Annotated in this window: 15 protein-coding genes; 5 read left to right on the forward strand and 10 right to left on the reverse strand. The window is 40.4% G+C overall.

What is annotated here, in order from left to right; translation table 11 throughout:
- Nucleotides 1-92: 92 nt before the first annotated feature.
- The 5 genes from KME09_18215 to KME09_18235 form a co-directional block, all read right to left on the reverse strand.
- Nucleotides 93-743 (reverse strand): cysteine hydrolase, encoded by a 651-nt coding sequence (locus KME09_18215; GenBank protein MBW4535876.1) that lies wholly within the window; start codon nucleotides 741-743, stop codon nucleotides 93-95.
- Nucleotides 744-820: 77 nt separating this feature from the next.
- The gene (locus KME09_18220) at nucleotides 821-1,816 is read right to left on the reverse strand and encodes a zinc-dependent alcohol dehydrogenase family protein (protein MBW4535877.1); all 996 of its coding nucleotides are present in this window, start codon (nucleotides 1,814-1,816) and stop codon (nucleotides 821-823) included.
- 133 nt (nucleotides 1,817-1,949) lie between these two features.
- Complete coding sequence (locus KME09_18225) at nucleotides 1,950-2,057, reverse strand: DMT family transporter (GenBank protein MBW4535878.1); 108 nt, start codon at nucleotides 2,055-2,057, stop codon at nucleotides 1,950-1,952.
- Nucleotides 2,058-2,078: 21 nt separating this feature from the next.
- Complete coding sequence (locus KME09_18230; protein ID MBW4535879.1) at nucleotides 2,079-2,243, reverse strand: hypothetical protein; 165 nt, start codon at nucleotides 2,241-2,243, stop codon at nucleotides 2,079-2,081.
- A 44-nt stretch (nucleotides 2,244-2,287) separates the two neighbouring features.
- On the reverse strand, nucleotides 2,288-2,887 hold the full coding sequence (locus KME09_18235) for a short chain dehydrogenase (GenBank protein MBW4535880.1): 600 nt from the start codon (nucleotides 2,885-2,887) through the stop codon (nucleotides 2,288-2,290).
- Between the two features lie 130 nt (nucleotides 2,888-3,017).
- Here KME09_18235 and KME09_18240 point away from each other — a divergent pair, with 130 nt between their 5' ends.
- Complete coding sequence (locus tag KME09_18240; GenBank protein MBW4535881.1) at nucleotides 3,018-3,932, forward strand: LysR family transcriptional regulator; 915 nt, start codon at nucleotides 3,018-3,020, stop codon at nucleotides 3,930-3,932.
- Between the two features lie 20 nt (nucleotides 3,933-3,952).
- On the opposite strand, the gene KME09_18245 is transcribed toward KME09_18240, so the two are convergent.
- Entirely contained in the window at nucleotides 3,953-5,239 is a 1,287-nt protein-coding gene (locus KME09_18245; protein ID MBW4535882.1) for a HAMP domain-containing histidine kinase, read from the reverse strand.
- Between the two features lie 54 nt (nucleotides 5,240-5,293).
- A complete protein-coding gene (locus tag KME09_18250; protein ID MBW4535883.1) occupies nucleotides 5,294-5,965 on the reverse strand; it encodes a response regulator transcription factor in 672 nt (223 codons plus the stop codon).
- A 189-nt stretch (nucleotides 5,966-6,154) separates the two neighbouring features.
- On the opposite strand from KME09_18250, the gene KME09_18255 reads away from it, so the two are divergent.
- On the forward strand, nucleotides 6,155-6,529 hold the full coding sequence (locus tag KME09_18255) for a hypothetical protein (protein MBW4535884.1): 375 nt from the start codon (nucleotides 6,155-6,157) through the stop codon (nucleotides 6,527-6,529).
- A gap of 8 nt (nucleotides 6,530-6,537) precedes the next feature.
- Here KME09_18255 and KME09_18260 read toward each other — a convergent pair whose 3' ends face one another.
- Nucleotides 6,538-7,173 carry a Uma2 family endonuclease gene (locus tag KME09_18260; protein ID MBW4535885.1) on the reverse strand — a complete coding sequence of 212 codons (636 nt, stop codon included), beginning with the start codon at nucleotides 7,171-7,173 and terminating at the stop codon, nucleotides 6,538-6,540.
- A gap of 125 nt (nucleotides 7,174-7,298) precedes the next feature.
- Here KME09_18260 and KME09_18265 point away from each other — a divergent pair, with 125 nt between their 5' ends.
- From KME09_18265 to KME09_18275, 3 genes are all read left to right on the forward strand, one after another.
- Nucleotides 7,299-7,445, forward strand: coding sequence for a hypothetical protein (locus tag KME09_18265; protein ID MBW4535886.1), 147 nt, complete (start codon nucleotides 7,299-7,301; stop codon nucleotides 7,443-7,445).
- A 133-nt stretch (nucleotides 7,446-7,578) separates the two neighbouring features.
- Nucleotides 7,579-8,913: an efflux RND transporter periplasmic adaptor subunit gene (locus tag KME09_18270; GenBank protein MBW4535887.1), complete on the forward strand. Its 1,335-nt coding sequence runs from the start codon at nucleotides 7,579-7,581 to the stop codon at nucleotides 8,911-8,913.
- A gap of 96 nt (nucleotides 8,914-9,009) precedes the next feature.
- The gene (locus tag KME09_18275) at nucleotides 9,010-12,213 is read left to right on the forward strand and encodes an efflux RND transporter permease subunit (protein MBW4535888.1); all 3,204 of its coding nucleotides are present in this window, start codon (nucleotides 9,010-9,012) and stop codon (nucleotides 12,211-12,213) included.
- A gap of 180 nt (nucleotides 12,214-12,393) precedes the next feature.
- On the opposite strand, the gene KME09_18280 is transcribed toward KME09_18275, so the two are convergent.
- Together KME09_18280 and KME09_18285 are read right to left on the reverse strand one after the other, a co-directional pair.
- On the reverse strand, nucleotides 12,394-13,161 hold the full coding sequence (locus KME09_18280; protein MBW4535889.1) for a lipase family protein: 768 nt from the start codon (nucleotides 13,159-13,161) through the stop codon (nucleotides 12,394-12,396).
- Nucleotides 13,162-13,242: 81 nt separating this feature from the next.
- Nucleotides 13,243-14,943, reverse strand: a complete 1,701-nt coding sequence (locus tag KME09_18285; GenBank protein ID MBW4535890.1) for an AarF/ABC1/UbiB kinase family protein — start codon at nucleotides 14,941-14,943, stop codon at nucleotides 13,243-13,245.
- Nucleotides 14,944-14,996: the final 53 nt, after the last annotated feature.

A 14,996-nucleotide genomic window follows, 5' to 3' on the forward strand; every position in this document is an offset into this window, starting at 1 on the left:
TAGATTTTCTCTATGTCAATTTAGATAAATAGGTAAAAAAATCTTAAATTTCGTACCTTTACTCCGACAATTACACAAATAGATTTTGACTATTAATTGTGTTGAAGAAAAAGACCACTAATAGTTTCAACATTGGTTAACATGGCATCGCCAATAAACTTTATGCTTTCAAGCGATCGCTCTCCTGCTTGGTCATTTCCTGCACCGCAAGCATCAGTCACCATAACTGGGATATAACCGCGATCTGAACCATGACGTATGGTTGGTTCTATTCCTATTTCTGTGGCTATTCCCACAATGGCAAAAGAGTTAATCCCGCAATCTTTCAAAGCAAGATCGAGAAATGTGCCTTCAAATGCTGACATAGTAATTTTGTCGAAGATCACCTCTGAGGGAAGGGGGGATAATTCTGGAATTAATTGAAAACCATCGGCATCTCGCAAAAACCAAGGTTTGACTTCGCTTACTTTATTGGTTCGTTGCCACATCATTGCCTGACGCAGTTGAAAAACTCCTGCTGCTTCTTTGGGTAAAGATAAATGACGACTAAAAAAAACGCGAAATCCTCCCTTTCGGGCTGCTTCTAATACTTGTAATGTTTGTTTAGTAATATACTCTCCTTTCTCTTTGGGCAACTGATTAATAATGCCAACCTGCAAATCGTAAACTAACAGTGCCATGCGTTCTGGATGACATATTTCTGCTAAAGTTTGAGGTATTTCTAGTCCGTAAGCTTTTTCCACTGAAATATTTACTCCCTTAAATTAAAAATTTTACGTCGGTCTATCTGCATAGTTTGGTTGTTTAGCTTAATTAAAGCTTAGGGGACTGTAACGATAATCTTGCCGTTTTGTTGATTAGATTCCATATAACGATGAGCATCAGCGATTTGTTCTAGGGGAAAGCTGCGATCTAAAATTGGGACGAGTTTGCCAGATTCTAAACCATCATAGATATATTGTTTGGCTTTTTCTAGCTTGACTGGATCACCAGCAATTTCAAATAAAGTATAGCCTTGGACTTTTAGACCTTTTTGTAATGCAGGAAATAGCGGAAAAGGTGTTGTTTCCATACTTAAAGCACCATACTCAAAAATTGTTGCCCCTCTGGCTGCTGCATTGGCGAGAGTTTCAATATAAGAACCAGCTACAGGATCGAAAATGATATTTGCTCCCTGTCCGTTGGTAAATTCCATAACCTTGGCAGGTAAATCTTCCTCATTGGTAACAATTACATAATCTGCGCCATTATCTAACAGCGTTTGTTTTTTATTCGCTCCTCTGGTGGTAGCGATCGCAGTTGCACCTTGAGCTTTAGTTATTTGAATAGCTGCATTACCCACACTGCTACTAGCTGCTGGAATTAGGACAAAATCCCCCGATTTTACCTGTCCATATTCAATCAATGCTCCGTAAGCTGTAATATATTGCATCCAGATCGCCGTTCCCTCTTGAGGTGATAACTTGTCAGGATATTTAGCAACCATCGCTACAGGAGCGAGCGCACTTTCCCCATAGACACCATAATTTTTCATCGAAAAACCAGGAATAGTCGAGACGCGATCGCCAATCTTAAATTCAGTTACTCCTTCCCCTACTGCATCAATAACCCCTGCTGCTTCATAACCCAGAGTCGAGGGAAAACTATCTGGTTCTTCTAAATATGCTCCCTGGCGAAACATAACTTCTGCTCTATTTAAGCCGATCGCTTCGACTTTTAAGCGCACTTCTCCTTTTCCTGGTTCAGTTATGGGTAATTCTTCTAGCTGAAGTACATCAGCGTCGCCAAATTGATGAAAACGAACGATTTTTACCATGATTTAAGTTCCTTACAACATTAATAGTTTGATGTTAGCTTTGAGCGAAAAGTGAAGCGTAGGCTGTATTTTGATCTCCGTATAAAATAAAATTTATCGCTTTAAAATCTTTGAATTAGACCCACACCAACTATCAATAAAGTGGATGACCGAGATTCCTTGCTAATTGAGCATTGATTCCAGCTTGAGTTGGTAGAAGTCCTCCAGCAATTACAGCAAGGAGTACAAGCAACAATTTCATTAATTTAACCTGGATGAGAGTTTATAATTCTTGGTTAGCTGGACGTACTACAATTTCGTTCACTGCGACTTCTTTGGGTTGAGCGATCGCATAACGTACTGCATTACTGATAGCGGTTGGTGGAATAAAACTAACCTCGCTAAAATTGCTGACAATTTTAGCTATAAAGTCAATGATTTTGACCATAATTAAATTTTTCTCGCTGCTTGACAAAGTTTTATTTGATTTTACTAAAGTACTCGAAAGACTTTACCGCTTAGTAAGCCTTCAACACTTTTACTAAAAGCTAGAGCAACTCTTGATACTGCAACTGGTTCGTGTCCGCGAAAAAAATTACCATAGCTATCCATTGATTCCAAAACAACACCAGGACTAACTGAATTGATCCTAATTCCTCTGGGTAATTCAATGGCAGCACCAATTACGAAACCATCAATAGCAGCATTAACCATACTGGCAGAAGAACCATATTTAATTGGATCGTGACTGAGTACACCACTAGTTAAGGTAAAAGAACCTGCCTCATTAATATATTTTTTGCCAATTAAAACTAAGTTAACTTGCCCCATCAACTTGTCTTTAATGCCAAGATAATAATCTTGTTCGCTCATCTGGTTAAAGTCGCCAAAATGAACATTTCCCGTAGTTGCCACTAAAGCATCAAAATCACCAATAGTTTCATACATCTTGGTAATCGACTCAGTGGAGGTAATATCAACATTGACATCACCACTTTGGCGACCAACTTTAACAATTTCGTGTCTAGGGGAGAGTTCCTGGACAACAGCCTGACCAATTGTACCGCTAGCACCGATAATTACTATTTTCATGATGATTTTTTGGTTTTATCTTGCTCGATCTTGCAAATGCCTATTTACACCCTAATAAAAGTGATAATATTAGTCAAACAAATATCGTAGATAATAACTATCGATACTATCGATTTTACAAGTTTGATTTGTGAATATTGACTATACTAATCTCCGTAAACTCGATCTCAATTTGTTAATCGCCTTAGATGTTCTAATTGCAGAAGTCAGCGTCACAAAGGCAGCCCAAAAGCTGAACATGAGTCAATCGGCAATGAGTCATGCTTTGAAAAGATTACGAATTATTTTGCATGATGATATTTTGATTCGGACTTCTAGAGAGATGGAAGTTACTCCCTATGCTCGACAAATAAGCGATCGCGTTCGGCAAATTTTGAGCGACATTGAATCAACTCTATTTTCTCAAACAACTTTTAACCCTGCTACTACCCAGTCAACTTTTAGCATTGCTGCTAGCGATTATGTTGAAACTACCATCGGTATTAATTTAATCCAACAACTCACTACTCAAGCACCAGGTATTCGTATTCGGATTACTAATTTGAATAAAGAAACTGTGATGGATGCCATAGACGATAACCGCATCGATTTATTTATTGGTGCTAAATTACCTCTTAAAAGTTGGCACGTCGAGCAAAATTTATATCGAGAAGAGTTTATCTGCGTGTTTAAAAGCGATGATGCTTTGACAGAGTTATCTATGGAAGATTATATTAGGCGATCGCATCTTTTAGTTTCCATGCGGGATGACTTTCAAGGAGCAGGAGATGAAATACTAGAACAACAACAGCAATCTCGACAAGTGATTTGGTCTACACCTCACTTTATGGCAATTCCTTTTCTGCTGGCTAATTCAGATTGTGTGGCTTTGCTACCTGGGCGTATGGCGCAACAGTGTGCCAAGGCAATGGACTTAACATTACTTCCCCCACCGATGATGATGGAAGGTTTTACCGTATCTATGATTTGGCATCAACGTAATACTAATCGTCCTCAACATCAATGGCTACGACAGCAGGTAATTGATGCTGTAAGCCATATTTAACTTAAAGCGATCTAGTCAAATTAAACTATAGGTAAAAAGATCTTAAATTTCGTACCTTTCCCCAAAGAGCTTTCGACGGTAATTTGACCATTATGGGCTTGAATAATTTGCTTGGCGATCGCCAGACCTAAGCCAAAACCCCCTGTTTCTCTGGAGCGGGCGATATCTACTCGATAAAAGCGATCGAAAATGCGGGGTAAATCGTCTGGAGGAATGCCAATACCATTATCCTCGATGGTAATAATTCCTTGACGAGATTTGATTGAAAGTGTCAGGCAAACTTTCCCGCCAGCAGGGGTATATTTATAGGCATTATTAATTAAGTTTTTCAGAGCCTGTTGTAAAAGTTCGCGATCGCCTCGAAAAACAACTGTTGAAGTAGATAGGTTACTAACAAAATTTAAGTTTTTCTCTTTAGCTAAAGTTTGAAATTCATTGCTCAAAGATTGCAAAAAACCGTGTAAATTTATCGCCTCTAAATCATCAGGATTTAGTCTCCCTTCATGACGGGCTAAAAATAATAAATTACTAATTAAGCTACTGGTTGACTTGGTAATTGTCACGATATTTTCCAATCTTTGACGGGGCTGATTAGAATCATCCGCAGGAGATAATAAACCGACTTGAGCATTACTTAAAATTGCCGAGATCGGGGCGCGTAATTCGTGGGAAGCATCAGCCGTAAAACGTTGTAATTGTTCGTAAGCTTTCTCAGTTGGTTTCATTGCTACTCCTCCCAAAAACCAACCCACTAAACCAGTCAAACCCAGAGTTAATGGTATACCTAAAGCTAAAAATAATTGAGTTTTTGCCAAATCTTTTTGAATCGAACACAGAGAATTAGCAACTTGTAAATAACCGATCGCCACCTGGTCATAATAAACTGGTAATGTTAATTGACGAACTAATTCTTGGCGATCGCTTGACTGACAATAGCGATCGCGATTAAGAGTTTGATATTTCGATATTGCTTGAAATTGTTGTCTTGTATTTTTGCCGATAAACTCCAGTAAATTTCCTTGGCGATCGTACCAACGAATGTAAGCTAGCTCTACTTCCATACCCAGAGGTAAAGCTTTCATGCCGTTAAGGGAAATATCTTCAATTTCAATTTGCCATTGTTCTTGCTGAAGCTGATATTGTGTTTTTGAAGTGACATATTTGCTTTGCATATATAATGCTTGATCGACAACGCGAATTTTCTCTCTCAACTGAATGTAGTAAAGAGTCAAAGCAAACAAAGCCAGAATACCACCCATCGAGATGGTAAACCAATAGGCAAGACGACGACGGCTATGATGGAACATTTTTTTTAAGCTGTAAGCTCTAAGCTGTAAGCTTTTTAAGTTTATTTTTACTACTTATTGTGGATTTAAGCGATAACCCATACCGTAGACTGTTTCTAACCAATCTTTAGCATTTACTACTTCTAAACGCTGTCTGAGTCTTCTTACCAAAGTTGTGACAGCGTTACTTTCTGGCTCGCTTCCCCAACTCCAAAGAGAGTTTTCAATTCGCTCACGAGATAAAATTTGGTGAGGATGGCGCATTAAATATTCCATAAGTTGAAATTCGCGCACCGATAATTGAATTGTTTCTTGGCTTCTGGCGATGGTAAAAGTGGTTAAATCTAATTGTAAGTCAGCAACATTAAGAATTTCACCCTGCCAAAATGGCGATCGCCGTCCTAAAGCTCTGACTCTAGCTAATAATTCTAATACATCGATCGGTTTCACTAAATAGTCATCTGCACCCGCATCCAAACCTTTTACTTTATCGGCAATAGTATCTTTGGCAGTTAACATTAATACTGGTGCTGTTTTTCCTTGATTTCGATACTGGCGACACAAATCGATGCCATTTATTTTTGGCAGCATCCAATCTAAAATTAAGAGATCGTATTCTTTGTCCTCCACTAACCAAATTGCGATTTCGCTATCTGCAATACCATCTACAATATGACCCGCTTGAGATAACGCTGTTTGTAAAGGTTCTAACTGTAGTAAATCGTCTTCTACAAGTAAAATAAGCATGGGTCAATCGCGATTGAGTACTTGTGTAATACTATTTTTTCTTGGGGTTGCCTTAGTATTTTAAGTTTAAATCTCGCGCAAAGACGCAAAGACGCAAAGGGGCTAAATTAAAGTTAGTGGATTGTTATAGAGAATTGGTATAACTTAAACTTCAACAATGAAAATTTGTCAAATTCTACAATATTTTGAATGCGTCGATTTCAATGGCTTCGTTTTTTAGGTTCTTTGGGTGTAGAATTTTGGCTACCTTTGCCTTTGATTGGACTGGGTTTTTGGCTAATAATTCAATTTATTACTACTCAAAATTTACGTCTTAGTAATTATAGCGATCGCCAATTAGAAGTTAACCAAAATCAACCATCTCCCTCTGGGCAAATTTTATCAATTAAAGTGAAAGTCGATCGCCAATCCAACTCCTCCCAAGTCAAAGTCAACCAAACTACCAGTGTTATTCAACAACAAGAATTTAAAATACCGACAACTGAATTAGATCGTCTAGAAATTGCGATCGCCAAAAAACTCGATTTATCTGTAGAACAAGTAAGAGAATTAATTTATTATTAATAAAAGCTTTAAACCTGTTTTAATTTGTCTCTTAATTGTCGAATAGCTGCACTGGTATTGCGATTACTGGCAACCTGAAAACAATCTGCTATTAGCTGTAAAATATCGAGATCTGGAAAATAGCAACTGCAATTACTAACTAGATAATTATCATTTTGTAACTGATAAATTGTAACGCGGTCGCTCTTAAACAACCAAACTTCTGGCACTTTATAAGCTAAATAATCATTAATATCTGTATAGCTAGTAATATCAATTTCAATGACTAAATCTGGTGCTGGATCGACTTCCCAATTAATTCTTTTTTGACCCGAAACTGCTTGCCAATTGTCAATATAAAAACAGTAATCTGGTTCGATACCACTCCTTTGGGGTAGCTTCATCGTAATAGGAGTAAATGCATCATACTCTTTTCCTAAGTGATCGAGTATAGCCTTAATCGCATCTGCAACTAAACTAGCGTTGCGTCCATGTTCTGGTAAAGGACTCATAAACCAAATCTCTCCAGGGCGATATTTAAGACGAGGAATCGAGCGATCGCCTAATTGTTGACTTAAAGTTTGATAGTCATCCCAACTACCAGGTATTTGAAATAACGCTCCTGGTGGTATTTCTATTTTTTCTGAAGAAATGACTGCATACATAGTATAGATAGCTTAATTAATGATTAGTTGATAATTTTAAATTTTGAATTGTGCTGACATTTCTCTGTCACATTCTCTCTTCATAATGGTGAATAACAAACAACAAAACTTGGGAAAAAAAGACTATGAAAATCAAGTTTATACCAATGTTAGCAGGTGTTTTAATGCTTGCTGCCACAATCTTACCTTTACCCGCTCAAGCTTGCTCTGGTAGTAAGGATACTAACAATTCTGACAATACTACAGAACCGAGTAATCTTCCTCAAACATAAAACTTTTGGCGCAATTAGTTTACTTCTAGATCTTAGAATTTAGGACTTTAAATCTTGCTCCTTAAACCTTCGCCCGAACTATTTCGGGCAGGGTTTTTATTTAGATGATTATTTAACACTACACTATCTCAACATGAAAACTTTTGAGCCTAAAGTGACTAAGGAATCGCCAGAATCAGAGCCATCCTTATCTAAGCCACCTCATCATCAAAATTCTTGGCGTTGGATTGTTATCTTTATTGCGATCGCTGCTATTGGCGGAACTCTCTGGCAGGTTTTTAAACCTGGCGCTAATCCACCTCAACCTGTTGTAGCGCAACAGACAACGACCCCTCGCCCGATCGCAACAACTAATTTAACTACTGGTAATGCTACTAGAGAAGTAGAACTTCTCGGTCAAGTAGAATCCAGACAACAGGCTAATATTCGTTCCCGAATTGATGGTTTAGTGGAAGAAATTCTCGTCGAACCAGGCGATCGCGTCGAGCGAGGAACGACGATCGCTATTCTGGATAATGCTGACGGAGAAGTGGCACTTGCACAGGCAGAGGCGCGTTTGGCACAAGCACAAAGTAATCTCGCCCGTTTAGAAGTGGGGACGCGCCCCGAAATTATCGCTCAAAGACAAGCCGTTTTAAGTTCTGCACGAGCTAGAGAACAAGAAGCACGAGATAATTTGGAGCGTACTTCGGATTTAGTCGCACAAGGGGCGCAATCCCAAAGAAGCTTAATTGAAGCCCGTTCTGCGGTGGATGATGCTAGAGGAAATACTTTAGAGGCAGAAGCATCTTTACAAGAAGCGATCGCGGGGCCAATTCGAGAAGAAATTGAAGCACAAAGAGCAAATGTCGCAGCAGCCGAAGCAGCGGTAAATCGGGCGGAAATAGATTTAGAGCGTACTCAAATTCAAGCAATCTCTGATGGAGTAGTGCAGCAAAGGCACGTCAGCGCGGGGGATTACGTCGAAAGTGCTGATGAAATCGCGACTTTAGTTGCTAGCGATAGCTTAGATGTCTTTTTAGAAGTTCCTGAAGAACTAGCAAGCAGCATTCAACCAGGATTGCCAGTAACCTTGAATACTCGTGCTTTACCTCAATGGCAAGGGCGCGCCACGATTACAGGGATAGTTCCCACAACAGATACGGCATCCAGAAGACAAAGAGTTAGAGTGCGTTTAGATAATCCTCCTGCGGGTTTATTATCTGGGATGGCTGTCATGGGCAATCTGCAATTAAAAAGCGATCGCCCTAGTTTTGTCATCTCGCGAGATGCGATTACGAGGAGACAAGATCGTTGGTTGGTTTATACCGTAGCAGATGATCGAGTTCGAGAAATTGAAGTGGAAATGATTGCTGATATGGGCGATCGCGTTGCTATTTTCGACGAACAACTGCGATCGGGACAGGCGATCGTTTTACGCGGTGGAGATGGTTTGAGTGATGGGGCGATGGTTAAGGTTGTTCGGTAGGTAGTCCTAAAGGATACCGCTTCGCATATAGGTAGTGGGTATTAGGTAATGGGTAATGGGTAATGGGTAAAATTAACCACTAAAAATTAAACTATTATGAATTTTATTGAAACTGCGGTGCGTTGGCGACATGGGACTTTTGTTTTGTTTTGTTTGCTGACAGTATTTGGGATATTTTCGCTGCTAAATTTGCCTCTAGAATTACAACCAGGAGGCGATCGCCCAGAAATCACGATAACTACCCCTTATCCTGGTGCTTCTCCTACAGAAGTGGAGGATTTAGTAACTCGTCCGATTGAGGAAAGGATGGAGGAGGTTCTAGGGGTACAAAAAATCGATAGTAATTCTCGTCCTGGTCTTAGTAGCATTACTCTAGAATTTGAATGGGATAGCGATGTCAACGAACGTTTGGTTGATGTTCTGAATAAATTGCAGCAGGTAGAGGAATTACCAGAAGAGACTAGTGAATCGGATGTAGAGTTGGTTGGTGGCAATAGTTCGCCGATGATGTGGATCGTTCTGGCACCCAAGGAAGGGGAGCAAAGTAACCCCGATCGCTATCGAGATTTAGCTGAAGATACCATCGTGCCTAGATTGCGTCGGATTGAAGGAGTAGGACAGTTTATTATTCCTGGTGGTAGGGAAAGAGAGGTAGAGGTGAAGATCGATCCTCAAGCACTCGCCGAGCGCAATTTAACTATTAGCGACGTGGTTGGAGTCTTACAAGATAATAACCGCGATATTCGGGGTGGCCCTTTAGTAGTGGGTAGAAGAGAATATCGAGTCAGAACTGTTAGTCGATCGCAACAGTTGGAACAAATGGAAGGCTTTGTACTGCGACGAGATGCTTCGGGAACTGTCTATCTAAGAGATGTCGCCCAAGTGCAGATGGGGCGCACAGTTCAAGAGAGTGCTTTGATTTTTAATGGCGAACCCGCCGTCGCTATTGCAATTATCCGTCGAGTCGGGGCGAATGTACCAGAGGTAGCTCAAGGGGTTCGAGCCACGATCGCGGAATTTCAAACTCAGTTCGATCGAGATGGAGAAGGAATTCGCTTTGTCTATAACTATGACGAGAGCGAATATATCAATCAATCGATCGCTTTAGTTGAAGGAAATTTACTGACTGGCGCGCTGCTAGCTACAGTTGTGTTGATTCTTTTCCTTGGTTCGTTGCGAACAGTGGCAGTTATTGCTTTAACTATTCCCACTACTTTAATTACTGTATTTATCGTTATGTCCTTACTAGGAAGAACCTTAAATATTATTAGTTTGGCAGGTTTAGCCTTTGCTGTGGGTATGGTAGTCGATAATGCGATCGTGGTCATTGAGAATGTTTTTACCCATCTACAACAAGGAAAAAGACCAGTTCGGGCTGCAATTGATGGAACGCAAGAAGTTTGGGGGGCGATGTTGGGTTCGACTCTGACTAACGTGGTGGTATTTTTGCCTCTGGTGCTGGTGACAGGCGAAGCGGGACAATTATTTTTTGATATGGCGATCGCTTTATCTGCTTCTTCTTTATTTTCTCTTTTTGCTGCTTTAACTCTAGTACCAATGTTATCTGGTTTATTTCTCAAACAATCCGAAGCGATGCAAATGATCGAAGGAGGAGAATATCTCGATGGTAATTGGCTAGAGCGATCGGTTGCCAAAACATCAGCTATTTTTAGGTTATTTCAAGATAAATTGGAGAATTTTCTGGCTAATACGGTCAGTTGGTCTTTAGGCAGAGGTAGGATCGGGCGTAGATTATTTTTACTGGCTATTCCTTTAACTCTTTTAGTTTCTTGTATTTTTCTCCTACCTCCTGCTGATTATTTACCTGAAGGAAATCGCAATTTAGTATTTTGGGCAGCAGAACCCTTACCAGGAACGAGTATTCCTGAAGCAATTAGGCTTTCAGCAGCACCAAGAGAATTTTTACGTCAACAACCAGAAGTCGATCGCGTTATGTATGTAGAACGACCTGGAAGAAGGGGTATTGCGACAATTTTAAAGCCTGAATTCGCCACAACTCAGGGACTTGCAGATATGGTCGATCGGATGCGCGCTGCCAGTAATAATTTTCCTGGTTATCGCTTTTTAGTGCCAACTCGGCTCTCTATTTTCCAAGATCCAGGTAAAGAATTTGAAATTGATATTATTGGCACGGATTTAGCCGAATTAAACCAGTTGGATCGGGAAATTACGGAAAAATTGCGCTCTTTCACAGGAGTAGAAAATGTCCGTTCTAACTTTGTTTTTGGTGCGGGAGAACTACAAGTCATTCCCAACCGCGAACGTTTAGCAGAAGTTGGTATCGACGAAGCAGAAATCGGCTCGATGGTTGAAGCTGCTTTAGGTGGACGTTTTGCCTCTGACTATCTTGATGGCAAAGAAGAGTTAGATGTGTCTGTGGAGTTGCAAAATAGCTTCGTCGAAACCCCAGAACAATTGCGCCAATTACCTTTATATACAAGTCAAGGATTAATTCAATTAAGTGATGTAGCCGAAATTAAAGAAACAACTGGTGCCGATGTGATCAATCACGTTGATTTAGAGCGATCGGTTACTTTAACTACTTCTTTAGCACCCGATGCACCTTTGAGTTCTTTAGTGGAGCAAGCAGAAAATGAAGTTCTCGCACCTTTGCGTAATAGTCTATCTGCTGGCTATCGTTTAGAATTAGCTGGTTCTGCGGATCGCTTGGCAGAAACTGTCGCTCAATTAGCAAGAGCTTTTTCCCTATCGATTTTAATTACTTACTTACTATTAGTTGCTCTTTATCGTTCTTTTGTCTATCCTTTGGTGATTATGATGACTGTACCGATGGGATTGAGTGGTGCGTTGTTATGTTTAGTAATTGCTAACCGTATCCCTGGTTTAGTCGTACCTTTGGATATGATTACCGCACTCGGATTTATTATTTTGACAGGAGTTGTGGTAAATAACGCCATCCTCTTAGTCGATCGCTCCTTACAACTACAACAAGAAGGGATGAATTACGATAAATCTCTCTATCAAGCAACACGCGATCGCTTACGGGCAATCTTTATGTCGGCGGGAACTAGCGTTTTGGGTATGCTACCTCTAGCAGTTATCCCAGGACAAGGTGCGGAACTCTATCAAGGATTGGGAATCGTCCTCACGGGAGGTTTAACATTCTCAACTATTCTTACTCCTACAGTTGTTCCAGCCATTATGGGCTTATTAAGGGACTTCTCTGGTAAGAAACTAGATCCTTCACCATCAAAGGAGTTTATTGCCGAAAAAGCGATCGCTATTAATAATGGTGCAGATCGAAGCCTGAGAAAGTGACTACTAGATCGTCAAGTTTGAATTGATGGGTTGAGATTAGGTAGTGGGTAGTAGGGGCGGTTCGCGAACCGCCCGTACAGGTAGTAGGTTAAAAACTCATTACTCATTACTCAAAACAAATTTGACGACCTACTACTTTACCAAAAAAGCTAAGAGAGAGTATTACTATCTTCCTCTCAATCAACTGCCCTGTACTATTAGTTTCTTTAACGCAGCGATATAATTTACAATCCCATGATCTTTAAAGCGTTGAGAGAAAAAGTTGAGGCTGAAACGAGAACCAAGTCGGTGTTCAGTATCCACATGACGGTATCCTTGCCAAAGTCTTGGTAATGCTGGCACGATATCCATTCCATAGACAAAGCGATAGCTATTGGGAACACGGCGGTTAAAAGATACTCTAAAACCATTATTGCCAACTCTAGGAGCGCCAAAAGTGTAAATGTCGATATTTTTGACTTGATTGGAGAAATTGTATTGAACGTCAACAGCACACAAAGTTGCTAAAGCTCCACCCAAACTGTGACCTGTAATGATTAAACTTGAGGCAGCATGATTCTTCAAATAATTATGAATTCGCTCTCGCACTGACATATAGGCAGAAGCAAATCCCCTGTGCATTTTAGTACCAGAAGAACTTTCATCATCATAAGGATAAACTTGCTCGCGATCGCCAACAACTTTTTCTTCCAGCACGTCCTGTTGAAATTCAACGACTTCTTGCTCTAAATTGAAATTAGTGTCCCAATCAATGCGGTTTTCGCTACCCCGAAAAACAATATAGATGGAAGTCCCAGCATCGGCAAAAATAGCGCATTGAGTCCCCGTATTTTCCAAATCAATCAGCTCTGGCGTAACGCTAGGAAATCCACTAAATCTAAGCCCTGAGAAGTCTTGATAAACTTCTTGAGCAAGAATTGCACATTTGAGTGCTTGAGAGTAGTTCATTGCTAAAACTTCCTTCTAGATTTGCTTTGAATAAACAAATATTAGATCAAGTACAAGCAAAATGAGTTTTTTACCTACTACCTATTTTTGCGCCATCTTATACATTTTTTCCCTAGCTGCCATACTGGTTAAAGATCGCATCAGCAGAATAAACCAAAAGGTGGCAAAACAGAACAGGGCGATCGCCACTCCTTTAATTTGACCAACTAGCAAGACTGAACCTGACAAGAGGCAAAACCCCGATAAGCAGGTATAGATCAGACTTTTAATCCCCAATTGAATTTGCTTGAGCGATCGCTCGCTTTCAATGGATTTAACCTTAACCTGCAACTCCCCTAGATCTAAACGAGATTCGAGACGCATGATCGAGGTTTGGGTGCGGTTGGGCTGTCTAAGTTTATACTGAATAAAGTCTTTAGTCTGTCGAGCCAGGATCCCCAACATACTCCCCTGCTGCTGCTGAAAGGCTATCTGTTTTAGAAAGGGTTGTGCTGCTGCTAGAAGATTGTATTGCGGATCGAGGGCGCGGGCGATGCCGTCTAGAGTAGTTAAGGATTTGACCACAAAAGTCATCTGCGGAGGTAAACGAAATGGCTGCTGTTCAAAAATAGAGTAAACTTCTTCGGTGATCTGCTCAAAAGCTCTCACATCCACAGGTTTATCCCGAAACTCCTTCAGCATAAAAGCAATCATGCGCTTAACTGGAGTCATATCGGCAACTGGTTCAATCAAACCCATATAGATCAAAGTTTCTACCACTTCATCAGTGTCGTTCTTTAACACGGCAAAAAACGTCTTGATCATTTGATCCTTGGCCATGGTTTTAACTTCTGCCATGGTGCCAAAGTCATAAAAGATAATGTCTCCCCGTGGACTAACCGCCATGTTGCCTGGGTGGGGGTCAGATTGAAAAAAACCGTCTTCTAATAGCTGTTTTAAATAACAGGTAATACCCAACTGAATCACTGCTTGGGTATCAATTTGACTGGCTTCTAAGGCTGGTCGATTATCAATTTTAATGCCTGGTAAATATTCCAGAGTGAGAATTTTTGAGGTGGTGTATTGCCAATATACTTGAGGCACCGCAACCCGCTGATAGTCCTGAAAATTTTGGCGAAAGCGGTCGGCATTTTTTCCTTCGTGGATATAGTCGATTTCTTGATATAAAAGTTCGAAAAATTCGCGATAAATTGCTTCTAAATTAAACTTGCGGATGCCTTTGAGCAGTCGATTGAGCCATCTAACTAAATGATGCAGAATCTCAAAATCGAGGTTAAACAAACGAGCTAACCCAGGTCGCTGTACCTTAACTACTACGTCTTCTCCCGTATGCAGTCTGGCTTTGTGTACCTGCCCCAAACTAGCCGCCGCCAGAGGTGTGGGATTAAATTCGGCAAACAACACCGAAATTGGCTTGCCTAATTCTTGTTCAATGACGGCGATCGCTAAATCGGAAGAAAAAGGCGGAACTCGATCCTGTAGCTGACCAAATTCTTCGATATATTCGATGGGAATTAAATCGGCGCGGGTGGATAAAGACTGTCCAATTTTGATAAAAGTCGGCCCCAATTCTAAAATATTTTTAACCAACCATTTGGCGATTCGATGTCTGCTTCGAGCAGAATTATTACCCGTTACTTTATTCCACCAGAGGGAAAAAACTAGTTTAATCGCAATGCCAAAAATTTTAAATTGTCTGAGAAATGGTGAATAATGATAGCCATCGGGAGGAGATAGCAGTCTTTTTTGAGGAGCAGGCTGTTTACTTTTATGCCATTTCATAGAGATATCAGAGAGCCGACCAAGTTAGAACTAAAATTATTTTTCAAGCGATC

The sequence above is a fragment of the Pleurocapsa minor HA4230-MV1 genome (genome assembly GCA_019359095.1).
GTDB lineage: Bacteria > Cyanobacteriota > Cyanobacteriia > Cyanobacteriales > Xenococcaceae > Waterburya > Waterburya minor.

What these genes read in the sequence shown, in the direction of transcription:
- KME09_18245 (MBW4535882.1), bottom strand. Translation starts at nt 5,239, where the DNA reads ATGTTCCATCATAGCCGTCGTCGTCTTGCCTATTGGTTTACCATCTCG.
- KME09_18270 (MBW4535887.1), top strand. Translation starts at nt 7,579, where the DNA reads ATGAAAACTTTTGAGCCTAAAGTGACTAAGGAATCGCCAGAATCAGAG.
- KME09_18265 (MBW4535886.1), top strand. Translation starts at nt 7,299, where the DNA reads ATGAAAATCAAGTTTATACCAATGTTAGCAGGTGTTTTAATGCTTGCT.
- KME09_18235 (MBW4535880.1), bottom strand. Translation starts at nt 2,887, where the DNA reads ATGAAAATAGTAATTATCGGTGCTAGCGGTACAATTGGTCAGGCTGTT.
- KME09_18275 (MBW4535888.1), top strand. Translation starts at nt 9,010, where the DNA reads ATGAATTTTATTGAAACTGCGGTGCGTTGGCGACATGGGACTTTTGTT.
- KME09_18220 (MBW4535877.1), bottom strand. Translation starts at nt 1,816, where the DNA reads ATGGTAAAAATCGTTCGTTTTCATCAATTTGGCGACGCTGATGTACTT.
- KME09_18230 (MBW4535879.1), bottom strand. Translation starts at nt 2,243, where the DNA reads ATGGTCAAAATCATTGACTTTATAGCTAAAATTGTCAGCAATTTTAGC.
- KME09_18255 (MBW4535884.1), top strand. Translation starts at nt 6,155, where the DNA reads ATGCGTCGATTTCAATGGCTTCGTTTTTTAGGTTCTTTGGGTGTAGAA.
- KME09_18225 (MBW4535878.1), bottom strand. Translation starts at nt 2,057, where the DNA reads ATGAAATTGTTGCTTGTACTCCTTGCTGTAATTGCTGGAGGACTTCTA.
- KME09_18285 (MBW4535890.1), bottom strand. Translation starts at nt 14,943, where the DNA reads ATGAAATGGCATAAAAGTAAACAGCCTGCTCCTCAAAAAAGACTGCTA.
- KME09_18260 (MBW4535885.1), bottom strand. Translation starts at nt 7,173, where the DNA reads ATGTATGCAGTCATTTCTTCAGAAAAAATAGAAATACCACCAGGAGCG.
- KME09_18250 (MBW4535883.1), bottom strand. Translation starts at nt 5,965, where the DNA reads ATGCTTATTTTACTTGTAGAAGACGATTTACTACAGTTAGAACCTTTA.
- KME09_18280 (MBW4535889.1), bottom strand. Translation starts at nt 13,161, where the DNA reads ATGAACTACTCTCAAGCACTCAAATGTGCAATTCTTGCTCAAGAAGTT.